The organism is Bradyrhizobium sp. C-145 (genome assembly GCF_023375135.1).
In the GTDB taxonomy this organism is placed as follows: domain Bacteria; phylum Pseudomonadota; class Alphaproteobacteria; order Rhizobiales; family Xanthobacteraceae; genus Bradyrhizobium; species Bradyrhizobium zhanjiangense.
In genome coordinates, this window is the sequence record NZ_CP088150.1 from 9,510,307 (window position 1) to 9,529,571 (window position 19,265).

A 19,265-nucleotide genomic window follows, 5' to 3' on the forward strand; every position below is an offset into this window, starting at 1 on the left:
GCACACGGCGAGCGCGGGGTTTCGGACAAGAGTCGGGGTCGGTGGCGATGGGTCGGACGTTCCGGATCAAGGTGCATATGCGCCGCTTCAGGCGACAGCATCCCCGTATCGCTTTCGCGCTCCGCTCCTTCATGATCTTCTCGGCGACGTTCGGCGCCGCCTATGGTTTCGTCTCCGGCAGCCGGTCCGAGAACTCCGGCTACGATCCGAATGCGTTTGCGATCGGCGCGAGCTTCCTGTTCGCCCTCGCCTGTCTCGGCCTTGCGACGCTGAGCATGCGGCTGCGTTTCGTCAACAAGCGGCTGCGTACGCTCGCCGCCCACAATGAGACGCTGATCGATCGCAATTGGGAGCTGAAGGAAGCCGAAGAGCGTGCCCGCAGCCTGTTCGAGCAGCAGGGCGATCTGATCGTGCTGCGCGACACAAACGGCCGCATCACCTTTGCCAATGACGCCTATTGCGCGCTGGCCGGACAGGCGCGGAGCGCGCTGGTCGGCACCCGCTTCGATTTCGACGTGCTGGAGCAGGGCGACAGCGCGCGCGAGAGCAGCGGCACACGCGTTCACGACCAGAAGATCGCAACCCCGCTCGGCGCGCGCTGGATCGCCTGGCGCGAGGGCTATGTCCGCCTCGATGCCGGGCAGCCCGCCGAACTGCAGAGCGTCGGACGTGACGTCACCGACCGCACCGAGACCGAACGCGCTTTGTCCGACTCCCGCGATCAGGCCGATGCCGCCAACCGCGCGAAATCGCGTTTTCTCGCGATGGCCTCGCACGAAATCCGCACGCCCCTGAACGGCATCATCGGCATGGGCGGCCTTCTGCTCGATACCACGCTGACGCCGGAGCAGGCGACCTATGCCAAGGCGGTGAAAACCTCCGGCGAAGCCTTGATGACGCTGATCGAGGAGCTGCTCGATTATTCCAAGATCGAAGCCGGCAAGCTCGATCTCGAGCAACGTCCCTTCGCCTTGTCCGCGCTGATCGAGGAGATCACCGAGCTTCTGGCACCGCGTGCGCAGACAAAAACTCTCGAGATCGCATCCTATATCGACGAGCGCCTGCCGCTCGAGGTGGTAGGCGACGCCGCGCGGCTGCGTCAGGTGCTGCTCAATCTTGCGGGCAACGCCATCAAGTTCACCGCGAGCGGAGGCGTCGCGCTGATCGTCGAGCCCGGCATCTGGCCGCACGAGATCAGCTTCCTGGTCCGCGACACCGGCATTGGCATCGCGCCGGAAGCGCAGTCGCGCATCTTTCGGGAGTTCGAGCAGGCGGACGAGCGCGTCGCGCGCACCTATGGCGGCACCGGGCTCGGCCTTTCCATCAGCGAGCGCATCGTCAAGCGCATGGGCGGCCGGATCACGCTCACGAGCGAGCCGGGCAAGGGCTCGACCTTCGAGGTCGCGGTGCCGCTACCCCCGTCCCAAGCAGGCGCCGGACAGACGGCATTCCCCAGCCCCGACCTCGCCGGCAAATCGTTACTCCTCGTCGCCGAGGGCATCGAAGCCTCGCTGATCGCGCGGCGCCTGGAACGCTGGGGCGGCCAGACCTGCATGGTTGCGGATGCGGCGGTCGCCGAGGCGCTACTGCCGGAGCGTTCATGGCACGCCGTACTGGTCGATCGCGCGATCGGTCCTGCCACTGCCGACCATCTCGGCGAAGCGGCGAGAGCGCATGCGATGCAGCGGCTCGTGCTGCTGACGTCGAGCTCGCGCCACGAGAAATTCTCCCCGGCCTTCTCCGGATTCCTGGTGAAGCCGCTGCGCGCGGCCTCGCTCGCCACACGCCTCGCGCTGACGCCGGAGGTCGCCTCGCCCGATCTCGCGCCGGAGCCGGTGGCAGAATCCACCAGCGCAGCGCGGGCGAGGGGCTTCTCGATTCTCGTTGCTGAGGACAACGAGATCAACGCATTGTTGATGCGGTCGCTGCTCACCAAACTCGGCCATCGCGTCGTCATCGCCGTCCATGGCGAGGCGGCGCTGGAATCCTGGCTCGCCGCTTCATCGGCCGGCACGCCCTATGACCTCGTGCTGATGGACATCCAGATGCCGCAGCTCGACGGCATCGAGACGACAAAACGCATCCGCGCCCATGAGGCCGCCGCGGGTCGCCAGCACACGCCGATCCTGGCGCTCACCGCCAATACGCTGGTCGAGGACCGCTACGCCTGCTTCGAGGCAGGCATGAACGGATTCCTGATCAAGCCGCTCGACCGCGAGAAGCTGGACGAGGCGCTGGCCGGGCTGGCCGCGTCCCGGCACCTGGCAGTCTGAGCGCGAATCTCATGGGAACCTGAGCCCGGCCGGCGCCAGCTATGGTGCGGGGCAGGCCGGGAGCCGAGCAGGCCCCGTGTCGTCCGGCGGGACGATCGTTCCTTCATGAGCAGTAAAACGTGGCGCAGCGAGCTTATCAGGCGGCGTTTGGGGGCCTTTGAATATGGTGTCCGTCTTTGCCGCGCGCTTGCAATGTGGGCACACGAAGAGATGCGCGATGATCGGGGTCGGCTCGTCCGCGAGCAGTTCGGAGCGGAACCACTTCATCTCGATATGGCAGTCCGGGCAGATCGGCGCTTCAAGCTGCTCCGCGGCGCTTCTGAGACGATCAACCATGCTGCCTCCCAGCCGTTTTTGAAGGCATAGCGGAATACCGATTGTCGGTCAGCAACAAAAGACACTCAGCCCGGACCAGCCAGGGACCCATGTTCACCGGCGCGATTACAGCCGCCTGAGCGCCACGCTCTCCACCGTGTGGTCGGCGCCCTTTTTCAGGATCAGCGTCGCGCGGGGCCGGGTCGGCAGAATGTTGTCCTCGAGATTGGCAAGGTTGGTGCGTTCCCAGATTGCGATCGCGGTGGCGGTCGCTTCCTCATCCGACAACAGGGCGTAGCGGTTGAAGTAGGATTTTGGATTGGTGAAGGCGGTGTCGCGCAGCGCCAGGAAGCGCTTGATGTACCATTGCCGCAGCGCCGCCTCGTCGGCGTCGATATAGACCGAGAAGTCGAAGAAGTCGGAGACCACAGGCACCGCCTTGCCGTCACGCGGCAGCTTTCCGGTCTGCAGCACGTTGACGCCTTCGACGATCAGAATGTCGGGCCGATCGATCTCCGCCCACTCGTTTGGCACGATGTCGTAGGTCAGATGCGAATAGACCGGCGCGCGGACGTGCCGGCGGCCGGACTTGATATCGGAGAGGAAGCTGAGCAGCAGCGGCAGGTCATAGCTGTCCGGAAAACCCTTCTTCTGCATGATGCCCTGCCGCTCGAGCACCGCGTTGGGATACAGAAATCCGTCGGTCGTGATCAGTTCGACCTTCGGCCGCGGCGACCAGCGCGCCAACAGCGCCTGAAGCACGCGGGCCGTGGTGGATTTTCCGACGGCGACCGAGCCGGCGACGCCGATGATGTAGGGCACTTTTCGGTCGCGGATATTGAGGAACTGGCGTTCGGCGTAATACAGGCGCTGCATAGCGTCGACATAGATCGACAACAGGCGCGACAGCGGCAGGTAGATGTCCTCGACCTCCTGCAAGTCCAGGCGATCGTGCAGCGAGCGCAGCCGGTCGAACTCGCCCGGCTCCAGCGTCATCGGCGTGTCGTCGCGCAGCCTGGACCACTGCTCGCGCGTATAGACGCGGTACGGATTATACTGCTGCTCGGGTGCGCGGATATCCATGACGCGATCTTTCCACCTCGGCTAGTTGCCGCTCTTGCGCGACGCCTTTTCTTCCAACCCTGACATCGACGTCCGCTTGTCCAGCGCGGCCTCGACCTCCTCCAGCTTTACGCCGCGTGCCTTGAGCAGCACAAGGAAATGGTAGAGCAGGTCGGCGCTTTCGGCGATCAGATGCGCGCGATCGTTTTCGACTGCTGCGATTACGGTTTCGACTGCTTCCTCACCGAACTTCTTGGCGCAATGCTCGGCGCCCTTGTCCAGAAGCTTGCGGGTATAGGAGGCTTCGCCACCGGATGCCGCGCGGGCATCGATGGTCTCGGCCAGATCGTGGATCGTGAAACGCGGCATACAGACTACTCGGAAAGCGCGATCCGGCCGAACGAGCCGGTCTACCGGCTCGTGTAGCACTTTTGTGAACGGGAGTCGTCAGGCATCGAGGCGCATGGGCAGTCCGCAGCGGGCCATGTGCTCCTTGGCTTCGCGGATGGTGAATTCCCCGAAGTGGAAGATCGAGGCGGCCAGCACGGCGGTGGCGTGCCCGTTGCGGATACCGTCGACGAGGTGGTCGAGATTGCCGACGCCGCCGGAGGCGATCACCGGGACGGAGACGCTGTCGGCGATCGCCCGGGTCAGCGGAATGTCAAAACCCTGCCGGGTGCCGTCGCGGTCCATCGAAGTGAGCAGGATTTCACCGGCGCCGAGCGAGACCACTTCCTGGGCATATTCGATGGCGTCGATGCCGGTCGAATTGCGCCCGCCATGGGTGAAGATCTCCCAGCGGTCGCCGCCCGGACGCTTGACGCGCTTGGCGTCGATCGCCACCACCACGCACTGCTCGCCGAACTTCTCGGCGGCTTCCTTGACGAACTCGCGTCGCGACACCGCCGCGCTGTTGATCGAGACCTTGTCTGCGCCGGCGCGCAGCAGCGTCTTGATGTCGTTGACCTCACGCACGCCGCCGCCGACGGTGACGGGCATGAAGCAGGCTTCCGCCGTGCGCCGGACCACGTCCAGCATGATGCCGCGGTTCTCATGGGTCGCGGTGATGTCGAGGAAGGTGAGCTCGTCGGCCCCGGCGGCATCATAGGCGATCGCGGCTTCGACAGGGTCGCCGGCATCGCGCAGATCGACGAAGTTGACGCCCTTGACGACCCTTCCGTCCTTGACGTCGAGGCAGGGGATCACGCGCACCTTGAACATTGGATGTCTCCTAGTACGCGTTGCGGATCAGGGTGAGGGCGGCGGCGGGATCGAGCCGGCCGTCGTAGAGCGCGCGGCCGGCGATCGCGCCAGCGAGCTTCTTGGCGCGCGGCGTCAGCATCGCCTTGACGTCCTCGATCGAGGCGAGGCCGCCTGAGGCGATCACGGGAATGGAGATCGCGTCCGCCAGCGCAATGGTCGCGTCTAGGTTCAGGCCCTTGAGCAGGCCGTCGCGCGCGATGTCGGTGAAGATGATGGCGGCAACGCCGGCATCCTCGAAACGCTTTGCGATCTCCAGCACCGTGACCTGCGAGGTCTCGGCCCAGCCTTCGACCGCGACCTTGCCGTCGCGGGCATCGAGACCGACCGCGACGCGGCCGGGGAATTTCGTCGCCGCAGCCTTCACCAACTGGGGATCGCGCACCGCGGCGGTGCCGATGATGACGCGGGTGATGCCCTTGTCGAGCCAGGCTTCGACGGTGGCGAGATCGCGAATGCCGCCGCCGAGCTGCACCGGAATTTTGATCGTCTTCAGCATCGCCTCGACGGCCTCGGCATTCACCGGCTTGCCGGCAAAGGCACCGTCGAGGTCGACGACGTGGAGATACTCAAAACCCTGCGCGGCAAAGCTCTGCGCTTGCGCCGCGGGATCGAGGTTGAACACGGTCGCCCGCGCCATGTCGCCTTGCTCGAGGCGCACGCATTGGCCGTTCTTGAGGTCGATCGCGGGGAAGAGGATCACGGTTTCCATCGCAAAAAGTTCGAGATCAGGGCCAGGCCGAAACGCTGGCTTTTCTCGGGGTGAAATTGCGTGCCGATCGCGGTGTCCTTCGCGACGATCGCGGTGACAGGCCCGCCGTAATCGGCGCGCGCCAGCACATCCGCCTCGTTGGCGGGGTTGAGGTGATAGGAGTGCACGAAATAGGCGTGCTGGCCCTTAGGGCCAAGCGACAGCTTGTTCAGCACCGGATGCTCGCGCAAAACCTCCAGCGTATTCCAGCCCATGTGCGGGATCTTCAGGTTCTCGTCGCGCGGCGTGATCTTCTCGACATCGCCGCCGATCCAATTCAGGCCGTCCGTCGTGACATGCTCCTTGCCGCGGCTTGCCATCAACTGCATGCCGACGCAGATGCCGAAGAAGGGCCGCGCCTTGACGCGCACCGCTTCCGTGATCGCCTCGACCATGCCGTTGACGGCATCAAGTCCGCGCCGGCAATCGGCGAAAGCGCCGACGCCCGGCAGCACCAGACGGTCGGCGCTGTAGGCCTGGTCCGGATCGCTGGTAACGAACACCTTTTGCGGGTTGTCCAGGCTGCGTGCGGCGCGCTCGAAGGCTTTCGCGGCGGAATGCAGATTGCCGGAACCGTAATCGATGATGGCGACGCTCATCTTGACCCTCCCGGTTCTGGAAACAACCCAATGATGCCGCCCGCCGGCAATGGCGGCGGGTTCGAGAATTGCTGACCCGGCACGCCGCGGGTCGGCGGCGGGCCGCCGCGATCAACGGCCCATTGATCGTTGACGATGCCGTGCTGCTTCTGGCTCCAGCGCTCGAAGAAGCGGTGCTCGGCGGTATCCTCGTTGTCGGCAATCACGACGTCGAGCTGCCGCCACTTGCCGCGCGACAAGGTCCAACGGCGAAGGCTCGAGGCCTCAAAGCCCATCAGCAGGGCGATAATGAGATCCGCATAGAAGATCGACGAGCGCCCGAGACCGAGGCTGGACAGCCCCGCATTGAACGCGGCCACAAAGATCAGCCAGCCGATCAGCGCCAGCCACAGCCGATTCCACAGCAGCCAGACCGGGCCGAAGATCATCGCCCAGAAGTGGAAGCCGTCGCGCACGAAGACGAACTTGTCGGTGGCACGCAGATCGGCTCCGGCAGGAGAGGGAGCATGAACCGTATAGACAGGCATGGTGATGCCCCGTTCTCTGAATTCAGTGATACCGGAGGCGGCGCCCGCCGCCGGACCGAGACGTCAGCCGCCGAGCGAGCCCTTGGTGGACGGGATTTCGCCCACAGCCTTCGGATCGATCGCGACCGCAGTGCGCAGCGCCCGCGCCAGACCCTTGAAGCAGGACTCGGCGATATGGTGGCTGTTATCGCCATATAGGGTCTCAACGTGAAGAGTCACGCCGGCGTTGATGGCGAAGGCCTGGAACCACTCGCGCACCAGCTCGGTGTCGAACTCGCCGATCTTGTCGCGGGGAAAGTCGGCCTTGAACACCAGGAACGGGCGGCCCGAGATGTCGATGACGACGCGCGACAGCGTCTCGTCCATGGGCATGTGCACGCCGGCATAGCGGGTGATGCCCGCCATGTTGCCGAGCGCCTGCTTGACCGCCTGGCCGAGCGCGATGCCGGTGTCTTCGGTGGTATGGTGATGATCAATGTGCAGGTCGCCCACCGCCTTGACCGTGAGGTCGATGCGGGAATGGCGGGCGAGGAGATCGAGCATATGGTCGAAAAAGCCGATGCCGGTCGCGATATTGGCCACGCCGGTGCCATCGAGGTTCACAGTGACCTCGATGTCGGTCTCCTTGGTCTTGCGCTTGATCGTCGCGGTGCGCATCAAAACTAGCTTTCATCCTCGTTCGGGGCCGAAAACGCCGGTCTTTTAACAGCCAAATGACGCCTTCGCTACTGCGGGAACGGGGTAGCCGGGCCTCTACTTCTGCCTATGGTGAGCGAATTAGGCCCGGAGCGGCCCGTTGTCTGCCGGTTGTCCGCCTGTTGTCCCATTGGCCCCGACCGCCTAAATCAGGCCCGACAACGAGGATCATTCATGCAGGTTTCCCAGAACAGCTCGCCGGGCTGGCACGGCACCACGATTTTGACGGTCCGCAAGGGCGGCAAGGTGGTGGTCGGCGGCGACGGCCAGGTCTCGATCGGCCAGACCGTGATCAAGTCCAACGCCAAGAAGGTCCGCAAGCTCGGCAAGGGCGACGTCATCGGCGGCTTTGCCGGCGCGACCGCCGACGCCTTCACGCTCTTTGAGCGGCTGGAGAGCAAGCTCGAGCAATATCCGGGGCAGCTGACCCGCGCTGCGGTCGAACTGGCCAAGGACTGGCGCACCGACCGCTATCTGCGGCGGCTGGAGGCCATGATGATCGTGGCCGACAAGGACGTCTCGCTGGTGCTGACCGGCACCGGGGACGTGCTCGAGCCCGAGGCCGGCGTGATGGCGATCGGCTCCGGCGGCAATTATGCGCTCGCCGCGGCACGCGCCCTGCTCGATACCGATAAGGACGCGGAGACCATCGTCCGCCGCTCCCTCGACATCGCCGCCGACATCTGCGTCTACACCAACCGGAATGTGACCATCGAGAGCCTGGCGACAGGGTAGGGCCCACCTGTGACTCAACGGCGGGGCACCGGACTGGCTGTAACCTCTCCCGCTTGCGGGAGAGGTCGCGCCGAACGCGCGGGTGAGGGCTTTCTCCTCTGGGGGATTGTCCCATTGCGGAGACACCCTCTCCCGACCCTCTCCCGCAAGCGGGAGAGGGGGCGCAGCATCGCCGCGGCTAGCTGATGGCCATAACCTACATCTTCCGCCCGATGACCGCGGCCGATCTGCCGCTGATCCGGCGGTGGCTGGGCGAGCCCCATGTGCGGGAATGGTGGGGCGATCCGGACGAGCAGTTTTCGCTCGTCAGCGGCGATCTCGACGAGCCGGCCATGAACCAGTTCATCGTGTTGGCCGGCAACAGGCCCTTCGGCTATCTTCAATGCTACCGCCTGACCGCCTGGAATACGGGCTTCGGGCCGCAACCGGAGGGCACGCGTGGGATCGACCAGTTCATCGGCGAAAGCGACATGATCGCGTGCGGCCATGGCGCGGCGTTCATTCGCCAATTCGTCAACGCGCAGCTGCGGAACGGCCTGCCGCGGATCGTCACCGATCCTGATCCGCTCAACGCGCGTGCCATACGCGCCTATGAGAAGGCTGGCTTTGTCCGCGACCGCATGGTCGAGACGCCGGACGGACCGGCGCTGTTGATGGTGCGTGAATCGTGACGCTGACGAGCACGCAGCAGAGCAAGGTGTCGGTACCCCCGCAAGCCTGGGTGGGCATCGCGTTATTGCTGCTCATGCTGCAAGCCTCGATCCTGTTCGCGGTGGGACGCGTGCCGATCTGCACCTGCGGCTATGTGAAGCTGTGGCATGGCGTGGTGAACAGCTCGGAGAATTCGCAACACATCGCCGACTGGTACAGTTTCTCCCACGTCCTGCACGGCTTCCTGTTCTACGGTTTGACTTGGCTGCTGTTCGCGCGACTGCCCTCGCTGCCTTTGTCATGGCCGGCACGATTGATCATCGCCATGCTGATCGAAGGCACCTGGGAAATCGTCGAGAACTCGCCGTTCATCATCGAACGCTACCGCGCCGGTACGATCTCGCTGGACTATTACGGCGACAGCATCGTCAACTCGGTCTCGGACGCGGTCTTCATGGTACTGGGGTTCCTCGTTGCCCGTGTGCTGCCGGTGTCAGTGACCATTCTGATCGGGCTCGCCTTCGAAATCATGCTGGCGCTCCACATTCGCGACAATCTGACACTCAATATCCTGATGCTGATCCATCCGGTGGACGCCGTGAAGCAATGGCAATCCGGTCCGCCGATCATCTGATGGCCGAAAAAAGCGGCTTGTCCCAGCCCGCATCTGACCCTAGCTAAGGTGCCATGACAGACTTCTCCCCCCGCGAAATCGTTTCCGAACTCGACCGTTTCATCGTCGGCCAGGCCGATGCCAAGCGCGCCGTCTCGATCGCCCTGCGCAACCGCTGGCGGCGGCAGCAGCTCGAAGGCTCCTTGCGCGAGGAGGTGCTGCCGAAAAACATCCTGATGATTGGCCCCACCGGCGTCGGCAAGACCGAGATCGCGCGGCGGCTCGCCAAGCTCGCAAATGCGCCGTTCCTGAAGGTGGAAGCGACCAAGTTCACCGAGGTCGGCTATGTCGGCCGCGATGTCGAGCAGATCGTGCGCGATCTCGTCGAGGTCGCGATCGTCCAGGTGCGTGAACGCAAGCGCAAGGACGTGCAGGCTCGGGCGCAGCTCGCGGCCGAGGAGCGTGTGCTCGATGCGCTGGTCGGCGCCAATGCCTCTTCCGCGACCCGCGAATCCTTCCGCAAGAAGCTGCGCGCCGGCGAGCTCAACGACAAGGAAATCGAGATCGAGACGCAGTCGTCCGGCGGCGGCATGCCGATGTTCGAGATCCCGGGCATGCCGGGCGCGCAGATGGGCGCAATCTCGATCGGCGACATCTTCGGCAAGCTGGGCGGCCGCAGCAAGACGCGGCGGCTGACCGTTGAGGGCTCGCACGAGATTCTCGTCAACGAGGAATCCGACAAGCTCTTGGACACCGAGCAGCTGACGCTGGAAGCGATCAGCGCGGTCGAGAACAACGGCATCGTGTTCCTGGACGAGATCGACAAGATCTGTGCCCGCGACGGCCGCGTCGGCGGCGACGTCTCGCGCGAGGGCGTGCAGCGCGATCTGTTGCCGCTGATCGAGGGCACCTCGGTCTCGACCAAGCACGGCGCGGTCAAGACCGACCACATCCTGTTCATCGCCTCCGGCGCCTTCCATGTCGCAAAGCCCTCGGACCTGCTGCCGGAATTGCAGGGCCGCCTGCCGATCCGCGTCGAATTGCAGGCGCTGACCCGCGACGACATGCGCCGCATCCTCACCGAGCCCGAAGCCTCGCTGATCAAGCAATATGTCGCCTTGATGCAGACTGAGGGCGTGACGCTCGACATCACCGATGGCGCGGTCGATGCGCTGGCCGACGTCGCCGTGGCCGTCAATTCCGCCGTCGAGAACATCGGCGCGCGGCGGCTCCAGACCGTGATGGAGCGGGTGCTGGACGAGATCTCCTTCACCGCCCCCGACCGCAATGGTGAGACGGTCCGGGTCGATGCTGACTACGTGCAGAAGCACGTCGGAGATTTGGCCAAGAATGCCGATCTGAGCCGGTTTATTTTGTAATTTTGCCCCGGCGCTGTATCTATTCCGCCGTCGTCCTGGCGAAAGCCAGGACCCATTACCCGCGGCGGTCCTTGTTGAAACAGATGGCGACTCCGATCTCGGCTCAAACGACCTTCTGTGGTTATGGGTCCCGGATCAGCGCTCGCTATGCTCGCTTGTCCGGGACGACGGCTGAGTTGGCCGCCAATGCGCAGGTGCGGCGTGCCCGCTAGCCTCTGGCAAAACCCGTGGCGGCTGCTGCTCGCGATCAACGCCGCCGTCCTGGTCGGCGTCTTCCTTCACAAGATCCAGCTGCCGCCTTACGTCCCCTATATCCACCTCCTCGTCGACTACCATTTCGGCTTCATCAAGCGCGCGCTGATCGGGGCGATCGTCGCGCTGTTCACGGCGAAGGTGCCGGTGTGGCTGGTGTTCGCGCTCGGCGGGGTGACGTGGCTGGCGACGCTGGGGCTGTACGCAAGGCTGTTCCAGAAGACGTTCGGCTTCACCGCGAAGACGCTGCCGCTGTTCGTCTTCACCGCGGGCTCGCCGTTCTTCCTCAAGAACTTCATGCATACGCTCGGCCATTTCGACATCTATGGCTGCGCGCTGGCGATCGTCCTCTTGCTGATGCCGGCGGGCTCGCTGCTCTTCGTGGCGACGGCTGCGTCGTTCTCGATCGTGCTCGTGTTGATCCATCACATCCATCTCTTGATGTATGTGCCGACGATCATCACCATCGTCGTGATCAGGCATTACCTGGCTTGTGGCTGCAATCGCACCAACATTACGTTCGGTGTCGCGGCTTTTGCCATCGTCTCCGCGCTGTTCTTCGCGGCGCAGTTTCTGGGAACGATGCCGATCCCGGAAGCGGATTTCGTCGCGTATCTCAGGAGCCGGATGGCCGATCCATCCCGCACCGATCTGCTGCAGTTCAGCTACATCTGGTATCAGCCGCTGGCGAAGGAGGTTGCCGACACCTGGGGCCGGCTGCCACACAACATTCTCGGCGTGCCCGTGTTTGCGCTACTGATCTGGCTGCACTCGCCGTTGTGGCGTTATCTTGCGAGCCTGATCGACGCGCTCGCGAAGGATATGCACCGGCGGCTCGTCCTCGCGGCGGTGATCGGCGTCAGCCTCGCCTATCTCGTGATGTTCGCGATGGTGTTCGACTATTCGCGCTGGATCTCGAACTGGGCGGCCTGCATGTTCCTGATTCTGCACGCGGTGAAGATGCTTCCCGCCGCGCGCGAGACGCCGCCGATTCCGGCCGAGGATCGGAAGACGAACGCCTTCGGCCTGATCCTCACGCTGATCCCGCGCGTCGGAATCATCCGGCCGTTCTGAGACGACTCAGTCCAACTCCGGAGACGGTGCGCTCCCTCTCCCGCTTGCGGGAGAGGGCTGGGGTGAGGGTGTCTCCACAAAGAGATTGCCCAAGATGAGAGAGCCCTCACCCGCCGCGCATCGGGACGATGCTTCGCATCGCCCGGGGCGCGTCGGCCTCTCCCGCAAGCGGGAGAGGCAAGAGAAGTCCGCGCTCGCAATTGTCCGGCCGCTCTAGACCCTCGCCCGGCGAATTCGCACGTACAGCGCACCTTCGCCGCCGTGCCCGATATGGGCCTCCTCGAAGCCGACGACGAAAGCGCGGAATTCCGGCAGGCTGAGCCATTCCGGCACCTGGCGGCGCAGCACGCCGCTTTCGCCGCCGCTGCGGCCCTTGCCGGTGATGACCAGGACGAAGGTCAGGCCGTCGTGCTGGGCGCGGTGCAGAAAGCCGGTCAACGCACGATGGGCGCGCGTCTGGGTCATGCCATGCAGGTCGAGCCGCGCTTCGATCTCGCTGCGCCCACGCGATAGCTTTGCGCGCTCGCGCTTGCCGATCGGCGCCAATGGCGGGACGGACGGTTTTGCGACGCGCGGCACCGGCGCAGCGGCGACCGGCCTTGCGGGCGGCGCGGGTCTTGCGGACGGGAGCGTCGGTGATGGCTCACCGCGCGGCGCGGCCGGCGCCTTCGCCACGCGAGACTTCCTCAGCGGCTTGACCTGTTTCGCAACATTGTCCCACAGCGCGCGTTCCTCCTCGCTCAGCGCACGGCGGCGCGGTGAGGGACGCGGCTCCAGCACGGGCGGACGGGACGATCGCTTCATTGCTGCGGGTGGGAACGACGATACACGCGCTTGCGCTGTTCGCGGTCGGGCTTGATGTTGGGACGCGGCTCCGGCAGCGGCACCGGGCTCGCTACCGCAACGGTGGCGTCCTTGGCTTGTGGCACGGCAGGCGAGGGCGCGCCAGCTTTGCCTGACTCAGCAGCTTTCGCCGCAGCCGCCGCGTTCTTCGGATCCTTGGCCGGGTCAGTCTGCGGGAACAGCTTTGCGATCTTCTCCGAGGGACGCGGGTCCGGCACCGGCAATCGCGCGCCGCGTATGCTGGGATCGAGGCTCTTGGGCACCAGCATCACGAAATGCATGGGATGGCGCAGCCGCCCGGAGACGCGGCCGGCATCCGGGCCCGCGCCGAAATAAAGATCGGCGCGCGCAGGTCCAATGATGGCCGAGCCGGTGTCCTGCGCGATCATCAGCCGGTGGAACGACGTCTTGGCGCGTTCGGAATCGATCGGCAGCTCGCCCTCGATGAAGAATGGCGTGCCGTAGACGTGCAGCGACTTGTCGACTGCGATCGAGCGGCCGGCCGTCAGCGGAATGCCCTGCGCGCCGACCGCCTCCTCCTTGTCGGAGAGATTGACCTCGCGGAAGAAGATGTAGGCGCGGTTCTGGCGGCGCAGCTCCTTGGCGCCCTCAGGATTCTGCGTCATCCATTCCCTGATCTTCTGCATCGACATCTCTTCCTTCGGAATGATGCCGCGCTCGATCAGGATGCGGCCGACCGCCGTGTAGGGATAGCCGTTATAGGCGTCGTAATTGAGCCGGACCGTGCCGCCGTCGTCGAACTTGATCCGTGCCGAGCCCTGGATCTGCGCGAACAAGAGATCAGTGGGGTCCTTGAGCCAGGCGATCTCCAGCCCGCGGCCGGCGATCTTGCCGTCCTCGATCTCGCCGCGGTCATAGTAGGGCACCAGCTTGCGGCGGCCGATCTTGCGATAGACCGGACCCTTGTTGGGCAGGCTGACCGAGTCCTGCTTGTAGCCGCGCACGAACAGGTTGGAGGGGCGGCGATAGACCGGAACGTTGTAGACGTCGGTCTGCGTCCGCGATCCCTCCAGCACGGGCTCGTAATAGCCGGTGACGAAGCCGTCGGGCTCGCCGAGGCGCGAGATGCGCAACGGCGAAAAATTCTCCTCGAAGAAGGTCTTCGCTTTGGCGTCGTCGGTGAGCTCGAGCGATCTGGCGGCCCGGCAGGGCTTGCTCAGCGAGGCGCCAAGTGCTTTGGATTCGGCTTTCGGCTCAGATGCGCCGGTCTGCGCGTTGATCGACCGGCAGCTCGCACGGAAGGTCTTGTAGGCGGCGAGATGATTGTCCTCGCTCCAGCCCTTCACGTCCGCCCAGGCCAGCGGCAGATATTGCGCGCCGGAAATCTCGAACGGCAGGGGAAGCTGCGGATAGGGCAAGGCCCGCGGCGGGGCGGCAGGCAATGTCGGAGGATGATGGTGGTGGCTGCGGTAGTGGCGCCGCGCCGCCTCTGCGCCGAGCGAAAACGACGACAGCACGACGACACCTGCGCAAAGCGCCGTCGCGCTGTTCTTCAGAAATATCTTAATTCGCGCTTCCGGTGCCAACCAGCTTCCAGTTCGGATCGCGAGAGGAGGTGTCGCGGGCGAAAGTCCAGATGTCGGTGATGTCGGCGACCGTGTCGGCGCTGCCGTCGACGATGTTGCCGGCCTTGTCGCGGGTGGCCGAGATCATCTGCGAGACGAAGCGTACGGTGAGCTGAGCGGTGCGGTCGCGCAGCTCGGCGCCGACGAGCTCAGCCTTGTCGATCGAGACAAAACGCGTCTCGGTCTTCTGCTCGTTCTTCTCGCGCTCCTTGATCGCGGCATCGAAGCTCTCATAGACCTCCGACGACAGCAGGTCGCGCAGCGCGCGGCGGTCGCCATTGGCAAAGGCGAGCACGATCATCTCATAGGCGCCACGAGCACCCGAGATGAAATGGCGCGGGTCGAAAGTGGAATCCTTGTCGACGATGGCGTCGAGACCCTGCGCGAGTGGGGTGCCCGGCTCGGCCAGGCCCTTCCAGCGATCGGCGGGCGGGGTCGGCTCGGCCGTCGGCGCCAGCGGGGCTTGGTCGATCACCTTGCCCGGCATGGTCACGACGTTCTTGTCCTGGGCACCCTGGAGCGCATTGCGGTCGAACGGCGGCCGTTCGTTGCCGGTGCGCTGTCCCAGCACGCTGCGCAGCCGCAGAAAGATAAAGACCGCCAGCGCCAGGAAAATGATAGTGTAGATGTCCACGTCGTATTCGCTTTCTGGTCTTTGCTTTTGGTCTTCGATTTGAGGTCGTCGCCGGGAAAATCAATCCGGCCAGTAGACCGTTCCATACGGAAACGGCAAGTCTACATCACCATTTAGGTCCGCGCGTCTGGTCCCTGGGATGTAGGCACGAAATCTTGCCCGGCCAATGGCGCCTTTTGGCACAGCGCTGAGTGTAGCGCGTTTTATGCTTAAGGGGAAACCCGATCCTGCCCGGAAATCGCGCTTCTTCAATCGTTTAGGGCGCAATTTCGCGCAAAAGACCGGGTGAACCGCACAGTTGCGGGCGCGGCTCCGATATCTCACCCGGGGTCGTTCGTCCTTGTAGAATGAGGCGGGCCTATGTTAGCCAACCGCCGCGAAATTCAGCCCAAATCGGGTAAGGAGAGACTTTCATGACCAACGGTAACGGCACCCCTCCCGAGGCGGCCCAGGCTCCCCAGCTCAACGTGCTGGCGCAATATACCAAGGACCTCTCGTTCGAAAATCCGAACGCGCCGAGCTCGCTCCAGCAGCAGAGCCAGCCGCCCCAGATCAACATCCAGATCAACGTCAGCGCCAACAACCTCAGCGAACAGGAGTTCGAGGTGACATTGTCGGTCGAGGGCAAGGCCGAGGCGGCGAGCAAGGTGATGTTCTCGTTCGAGCTCGCCTATGCCGGCGTGTTCCGGATCGCCAATGTGCCGAAGGAGAATTTGCATCCGCTGGTCATGATCGAGTGCCCGCGCCTGCTGTTCCCGTTCGCGCGCGAGATCATCGCGACCGCCGTCCGCGACGGCGGGTTCCCGCCGCTGATGCTGGATCCGGTCGACTTCGTCGGTCTCTATCGTCAGAACATGGAGCGGCAAATGGCCGCTCAGGGCCAAGCCGGTCAGGCCTAACCGGCCGCCACGGCAGCTGGAGCGGGCAGGTACTCGTTCCAGATCGCCTTGTCGCCAAACGTTGCGATGAAGGCCCGGTGGGCCTCTCGTTCGGCATCGGAAACCCGCGGCGCAAGCGGCACCAGGCGCTGTCGCCGCGGCGCTTCGCCGGTCGCACTGACGCGAATCTCCTCGGTGTCCGAGGCTAGCAGCAGCTGCGACTGCCGCGCCCCAACCAGATCGACATAGACCTCAGCCAGGAGCTCGGCGTCGAGCAGCGCACCGTGCTTGGTGCGGTGTGAATTGTCGATCGCGTAGCGCGAGCAGAGATCGTCGAGCCGGTTCGACACGCCGGGATGCTTGCGCCGCGCCAGCAGCAGCGTATCGACCAGCCGCTCGCGCGGGATCGCCGCGCGCTTGATCCTATCGAGCTCGGCATTGATGAAGCTGATGTCGAACGAGGCGTTGTGGATCACCAGCGGCGCATCGCCGATGAATTCCAGAAACTCGTCGACGACCTCGTGGAACAGCGGCTTGGTCGACAGGAATTCGGCCGACAGCCCGTGCACTGCGAAGGCCTCCGCCGGCATGTCCCTTTCGGGGTTCATGTAGCGGTGGAAGGTCTGTCCGGTCGGCATGCGGTTGAAGATCTCGACACAGCCGATTTCGACCAGGCGATCGCCGCGGAGCGGATCGAGGCCGGTGGTTTCGGTATCGAGAACGATTTCGCGCATGATTGGGATGGCCGTGCAAAAATCGGCGAATCAGGCTCGCCGCTGCGGCATCTTAACGACCTCGGCCAGGATGTGCTTGATTTGAGCACGCACCGGGTCCAGCCCGTTTGAGGTATCCACCACGAAATCGGCGCGCTTGCGCTTTTCGGCGTCGGGCATCTGCTTGGCGATGATGGCGTCGAGCTTTGCCTCGTCCATCGTGCCGCGCGCCAGCACCCGCTCGCGCTGAAGTTCCGGCGAGGTCGAGACCACGACCACGGCGTCGACCCGTTTCTCGCCGCCGGTCTCGAACAGGAGGGGAATGTCCAGCACCACGACGGGGACCTTGGCCGCTTCGGCCTCGGCGAAGAATTTTTTGCGGGACTCGCCCAGCATTGGATGGACGATCTGCTCGAGCTGCTTGATCGCGGCGGGATCGTGCACGACCCGCGCGGACAGTTTGGACCGGTCGACCTTGCCGTTGATGGTGGTGCCGGGGAAGGCAGCCTCGATCGCGGGAGCCGCTTCGCCTTCATACAAGTGATGAACTGCGGCATCGGCGTCGTAGACGGGAACACCAGCCTCCGCGAACAATTTCGCGGTGGTGGATTTGCCCATACCGATCGAGCCGGTCAGTCCGAGGATCCGCATCAAGGCCCAGCCATGTCTGTCGTTCACACCGCAACTAGCCGCTCGCGGCGCAGGAACGCAAGCAGCGGCAGCAGCGGCAGGCCGAGAATGGTGAAATGGTCGCCCTCGATGCGCTCGAACAGATGGATACCCAGCCCTTCGAGCTGATAAGCGCCGACACTGGTCGTGACGGCGTCACCGGCGGCATCGAGATAGGCTGAAAGCTGGGCTTCGGTCATATGCCGCATGGTCATGCGGGCGACCGAAACATCCTCGAAAACAATCTTTCCGCCATGCGCCACCGCCACCGCTGAATTCAGCTCGTGGCTGTTGCCGGCGAGGTCGCGCAATTGCGCCATCGCCTGGGGACGACCGGCGGGCTTGTTGAAGAGGCGCTCGCCGAGAGCCAGGGTCTGGTCGGCGCCGATCACATAACTTCCGGGATGAAGAGCCGAGACGGCCTTCGCCTTTTCGCAGGCCAGCAACAGAGCGATCGCGCGCGGGTTCGAAAGTTTCGACGCAGCCTGAAGGCCGCGCTCGTCGATGTCAGCCGTCACGCTCTCGAATTCGAAGCCAGCATTGGCCAGCAGCATTTTCCGCGCGCTGCTCTGCGAAGCCAGGATCAACGGAGATGTGCCGCGCCACAGACCCATTGCGAAACTATTCTGAGGGCCGGTTGCGCTGGCGATCGGTGTAGAGCTTCATGATCGCCGCGGCGGTTTCCTCGATCGAGCGTCTGGTGACATCGAGCAGTGGCCAATCATGCTTGGCGCTGAGCTTGCGCGCGAACGCGACCTCCTCGGTGACCGATTGCTTGTCGGTGTAGGTGTCGCTGCCAGACTCGGCTCCCATAGAGAGCAGGCGATTCTGACGGATCTGGATCAGCCGTTCCGGCGTCGCATGCAGGCTGACGACCAGCGGACGCGTCAGCGTCTCCAATTGCGAGGGCACCGGAATGCCCGGAACCAGCGGCACGTTGGCGGTGCGGATGCCGCGATTGGCGAGATAGATCGACGTCGGCGTCTTCGAGGTGCGGGACACACCCACCAGCACCACGTCGGCCTCGTCGAGGCCTTCGACATGCTGACCGTCGTCGTGGATCATGGTGTAGTTCAGCGCATCGATGCGCTTGAAATATTCCGCATTGAGCACGTGCTGGGCGCCGACGCGGCCGGTGGTCGCAGCGCCGAGATACGCTTCAAACAGCTGCATCACCGGGCCGATGATCGACAGGCTCGGAACGTTGATCTCCTTGCACTTGTTCTCGAGCCTGAAGACCAGATCCTTCTCCAGCAGCGTGAACAGCACGATTCCCGGCGCCTCCTCGATCTCGTCGAGCACGCGATCGAGCTGCTTCTGGCTGCGCACCAGTGGATAGACGTGCTCGACCGGCGTCACGTTGGCGTATTGAGCCGCGACCGCGCGCGCCACGGTGATGAGTGTTTCACCGGTGGAGTCGGAGACCAGGTGCAGATGGAAATAGTTGTTCGAGGTCGGCACAAAAACTCTTTGGATTTTGGCGGGGCAGTTTGTGGATTTCTGTGGAGCTTAACCTCTCGGAAAGAGATGCGCGACACCAGGGACGGGACAACGGCCAATTTTCTTCACACCGCTGCCCGCCAGAACAAGTTTGCCGGCCGGCCGGCGCGGAAACGGGATTGCGCGGACAAGCCTCTTGATAAGCTGCCGACAGGCCGGCGCAAGCCCCTGAGACCGGGTCACTTATTCCGACCGGCCAGACCGGCGCAGGAGATGTTGATGGATGTGAACAAGCGCGCGTGAAGTGGCGGACGG

Annotated in this window: 22 protein-coding genes; 7 read left to right on the forward strand and 15 right to left on the reverse strand. The window is 64.3% G+C overall.

Translation table 11 applies throughout. The annotated features are described in order from the left end of the window. Nucleotides 1-47: 47 nt before the first annotated feature. Entirely contained in the window at nt 48-2,273 is a 2,226-nt protein-coding gene (locus LRP30_RS44785) for an ATP-binding protein (protein ID WP_249758949.1), read from the forward strand. Between the two features lie 39 nt (nt 2,274-2,312). Here the strand turns inward: LRP30_RS44785 and LRP30_RS44790 are convergent, their stop codons facing one another. The 8 genes from LRP30_RS44790 to hisB all read right to left on the reverse strand — a co-directional run bounded on the left by LRP30_RS44790 (nt 2,313) and on the right by hisB (nt 7,444). Next, a complete protein-coding gene (locus LRP30_RS44790) occupies nt 2,313-2,609 on the reverse strand; it encodes a hypothetical protein (RefSeq protein WP_245508551.1) in 297 nt (98 codons plus the stop codon). Nucleotides 2,610-2,714: 105 nt separating this feature from the next. Further along, nucleotides 2,715-3,671 (reverse strand): type I pantothenate kinase, encoded by a 957-nt coding sequence (coaA, locus tag LRP30_RS44795; RefSeq protein WP_091882557.1) that lies wholly within the window; start codon nt 3,669-3,671, stop codon nt 2,715-2,717. Between the two features lie 21 nt (nt 3,672-3,692). Continuing rightward, complete coding sequence (locus LRP30_RS44800) at nt 3,693-4,019, reverse strand: phosphoribosyl-ATP diphosphatase (RefSeq protein WP_008539706.1); 327 nt, start codon at nt 4,017-4,019, stop codon at nt 3,693-3,695. Nucleotides 4,020-4,097: 78 nt separating this feature from the next. Further along, entirely contained in the window at nt 4,098-4,871 is a 774-nt protein-coding gene (gene hisF, locus LRP30_RS44805; protein ID WP_128944547.1) for an imidazole glycerol phosphate synthase subunit HisF, read from the reverse strand. A gap of 10 nt (nt 4,872-4,881) precedes the next feature. After that, the gene (gene hisA / locus LRP30_RS44810; RefSeq protein ID WP_245508552.1) at nt 4,882-5,622 is read right to left on the reverse strand and encodes a 1-(5-phosphoribosyl)-5-[(5-phosphoribosylamino)methylideneamino]imidazole-4-carboxamide isomerase; all 741 of its coding nucleotides are present in this window, start codon (nt 5,620-5,622) and stop codon (nt 4,882-4,884) included. After that, nucleotides 5,610-6,260 carry an imidazole glycerol phosphate synthase subunit HisH gene (gene hisH, locus LRP30_RS44815; protein WP_128944548.1) on the reverse strand — a complete coding sequence of 217 codons (651 nt, stop codon included), beginning with the start codon at nt 6,258-6,260 and terminating at the stop codon, nt 5,610-5,612. The genes hisA and hisH overlap by 13 nt, the downstream gene beginning before the upstream one ends. Continuing rightward, the gene (locus LRP30_RS44820) at nt 6,257-6,787 is read right to left on the reverse strand and encodes a DUF2628 domain-containing protein (protein WP_128944549.1); all 531 of its coding nucleotides are present in this window, start codon (nt 6,785-6,787) and stop codon (nt 6,257-6,259) included. The genes hisH and LRP30_RS44820 overlap by 4 nt, the downstream gene beginning before the upstream one ends. 63 nt (nt 6,788-6,850) lie before the next feature. Continuing rightward, a complete protein-coding gene (gene hisB, locus LRP30_RS44825) occupies nt 6,851-7,444 on the reverse strand; it encodes an imidazoleglycerol-phosphate dehydratase HisB (RefSeq protein WP_091882569.1) in 594 nt (197 codons plus the stop codon). A 213-nt stretch (nt 7,445-7,657) separates the two neighbouring features. On the opposite strand from hisB, the gene hslV reads away from it, so the two are divergent. The 5 genes from hslV to LRP30_RS44850 all read left to right on the forward strand — a co-directional run bounded on the left by hslV (nt 7,658) and on the right by LRP30_RS44850 (nt 12,187). Continuing rightward, nucleotides 7,658-8,218 (forward strand): ATP-dependent protease subunit HslV, encoded by a 561-nt coding sequence (gene hslV / locus LRP30_RS44830; RefSeq protein ID WP_091882572.1) that lies wholly within the window; start codon nt 7,658-7,660, stop codon nt 8,216-8,218. 185 nt (nt 8,219-8,403) lie between these two features. Next, nucleotides 8,404-8,889, forward strand: a complete 486-nt coding sequence (locus LRP30_RS44835; RefSeq protein ID WP_249758950.1) for a GNAT family N-acetyltransferase — start codon at nt 8,404-8,406, stop codon at nt 8,887-8,889. Continuing rightward, nucleotides 8,886-9,503: a DUF2585 domain-containing protein gene (locus LRP30_RS44840; RefSeq protein WP_128944551.1), complete on the forward strand. Its 618-nt coding sequence runs from the start codon at nt 8,886-8,888 to the stop codon at nt 9,501-9,503. Before LRP30_RS44835 ends, LRP30_RS44840 begins: the two co-directional genes overlap by 4 nt. A gap of 53 nt (nt 9,504-9,556) precedes the next feature. After that, nucleotides 9,557-10,861 (forward strand): ATP-dependent protease ATPase subunit HslU, encoded by a 1,305-nt coding sequence (hslU, locus tag LRP30_RS44845; RefSeq protein WP_091882581.1) that lies wholly within the window; start codon nt 9,557-9,559, stop codon nt 10,859-10,861. A 201-nt stretch (nt 10,862-11,062) separates the two neighbouring features. Next, nucleotides 11,063-12,187, forward strand: a complete 1,125-nt coding sequence (locus tag LRP30_RS44850) for a hypothetical protein (RefSeq protein WP_164939317.1) — start codon at nt 11,063-11,065, stop codon at nt 12,185-12,187. A 213-nt stretch (nt 12,188-12,400) separates the two neighbouring features. Here LRP30_RS44850 and LRP30_RS44855 read toward each other — a convergent pair whose 3' ends face one another. From LRP30_RS44855 to LRP30_RS44865, 3 genes are read right to left on the reverse strand one after another with little or no spacing between them, the layout of a single operon-like run. After that, nucleotides 12,401-12,991: a Smr/MutS family protein gene (locus LRP30_RS44855; protein ID WP_128930498.1), complete on the reverse strand. Its 591-nt coding sequence runs from the start codon at nt 12,989-12,991 to the stop codon at nt 12,401-12,403. Continuing rightward, on the reverse strand, nt 12,988-14,577 hold the full coding sequence (locus LRP30_RS44860; protein WP_249758951.1) for an MltA domain-containing protein: 1,590 nt from the start codon (nt 14,575-14,577) through the stop codon (nt 12,988-12,990). The genes LRP30_RS44855 and LRP30_RS44860 overlap by 4 nt, the downstream gene beginning before the upstream one ends. Next, complete coding sequence (locus tag LRP30_RS44865) at nt 14,555-15,250, reverse strand: Tim44/TimA family putative adaptor protein (protein ID WP_128930500.1); 696 nt, start codon at nt 15,248-15,250, stop codon at nt 14,555-14,557. The genes LRP30_RS44860 and LRP30_RS44865 overlap by 23 nt, the downstream gene beginning before the upstream one ends. A gap of 413 nt (nt 15,251-15,663) precedes the next feature. On the opposite strand from LRP30_RS44865, the gene secB reads away from it, so the two are divergent. After that, complete coding sequence (gene secB / locus LRP30_RS44870; RefSeq protein WP_091882589.1) at nt 15,664-16,149, forward strand: protein-export chaperone SecB; 486 nt, start codon at nt 15,664-15,666, stop codon at nt 16,147-16,149. On the opposite strand, the gene dnaQ is transcribed toward secB, so the two are convergent. From dnaQ to LRP30_RS44890, 4 genes are read right to left on the reverse strand one after another with little or no spacing between them, the layout of a single operon-like run. After that, a complete protein-coding gene (gene dnaQ / locus LRP30_RS44875) occupies nt 16,146-16,862 on the reverse strand; it encodes a DNA polymerase III subunit epsilon (RefSeq protein WP_091882592.1) in 717 nt (238 codons plus the stop codon). The two genes, secB and dnaQ, sit on opposite strands and share 4 nt — an antisense overlap. A 30-nt stretch (nt 16,863-16,892) precedes the next feature. Next, the gene (coaE, locus tag LRP30_RS44880; protein WP_249761973.1) at nt 16,893-17,492 is read right to left on the reverse strand and encodes a dephospho-CoA kinase; all 600 of its coding nucleotides are present in this window, start codon (nt 17,490-17,492) and stop codon (nt 16,893-16,895) included. Between the two features lie 23 nt (nt 17,493-17,515). Then, on the reverse strand, nt 17,516-18,124 hold the full coding sequence (locus LRP30_RS44885; protein WP_249758952.1) for a Maf family nucleotide pyrophosphatase: 609 nt from the start codon (nt 18,122-18,124) through the stop codon (nt 17,516-17,518). A 7-nt stretch (nt 18,125-18,131) separates the two neighbouring features. Next, nucleotides 18,132-18,971: a pyruvate, water dikinase regulatory protein gene (locus LRP30_RS44890; protein ID WP_091882598.1), complete on the reverse strand. Its 840-nt coding sequence runs from the start codon at nt 18,969-18,971 to the stop codon at nt 18,132-18,134. Nucleotides 18,972-19,265: the final 294 nt, after the last annotated feature.

Bases quoted from the DNA above. Each gene is read 5' to 3' on its own strand.
- LRP30_RS44785 (WP_249758949.1), top strand. From the start codon at position 48: ATGGGTCGGACGTTCCGGATCAAGGTGCATATGCGCCGCTTCAGGCGA.
- LRP30_RS44790 (WP_245508551.1), bottom strand. From the start codon at position 2,609: ATGGTTGATCGTCTCAGAAGCGCCGCGGAGCAGCTTGAAGCGCCGATC.
- coaA (WP_091882557.1), bottom strand. From the start codon at position 3,671: ATGGATATCCGCGCACCCGAGCAGCAGTATAATCCGTACCGCGTCTAT.
- LRP30_RS44800 (WP_008539706.1), bottom strand. From the start codon at position 4,019: ATGCCGCGTTTCACGATCCACGATCTGGCCGAGACCATCGATGCCCGC.
- hisF (WP_128944547.1), bottom strand. From the start codon at position 4,871: ATGTTCAAGGTGCGCGTGATCCCCTGCCTCGACGTCAAGGACGGAAGG.
- hisA (WP_245508552.1), bottom strand. From the start codon at position 5,622: ATGGAAACCGTGATCCTCTTCCCCGCGATCGACCTCAAGAACGGCCAA.
- hisH (WP_128944548.1), bottom strand. From the start codon at position 6,260: ATGAGCGTCGCCATCATCGATTACGGTTCCGGCAATCTGCATTCCGCC.
- LRP30_RS44820 (WP_128944549.1), bottom strand. From the start codon at position 6,787: ATGCCTGTCTATACGGTTCATGCTCCCTCTCCTGCCGGAGCCGATCTG.
- hisB (WP_091882569.1), bottom strand. From the start codon at position 7,444: ATGCGCACCGCGACGATCAAGCGCAAGACCAAGGAGACCGACATCGAG.
- hslV (WP_091882572.1), top strand. From the start codon at position 7,658: ATGCAGGTTTCCCAGAACAGCTCGCCGGGCTGGCACGGCACCACGATT.
- LRP30_RS44835 (WP_249758950.1), top strand. From the start codon at position 8,404: ATGGCCATAACCTACATCTTCCGCCCGATGACCGCGGCCGATCTGCCG.
- hslU (WP_091882581.1), top strand. From the start codon at position 9,557: ATGACAGACTTCTCCCCCCGCGAAATCGTTTCCGAACTCGACCGTTTC.
- LRP30_RS44855 (WP_128930498.1), bottom strand. From the start codon at position 12,991: ATGAAGCGATCGTCCCGTCCGCCCGTGCTGGAGCCGCGTCCCTCACCG.
- secB (WP_091882589.1), top strand. From the start codon at position 15,664: ATGACCAACGGTAACGGCACCCCTCCCGAGGCGGCCCAGGCTCCCCAG.
- dnaQ (WP_091882592.1), bottom strand. From the start codon at position 16,862: ATGCGCGAAATCGTTCTCGATACCGAAACCACCGGCCTCGATCCGCTC.
- coaE (WP_249761973.1), bottom strand. From the start codon at position 17,492: ATGCGGATCCTCGGACTGACCGGCTCGATCGGTATGGGCAAATCCACC.
- LRP30_RS44885 (WP_249758952.1), bottom strand. From the start codon at position 18,124: ATGGGTCTGTGGCGCGGCACATCTCCGTTGATCCTGGCTTCGCAGAGC.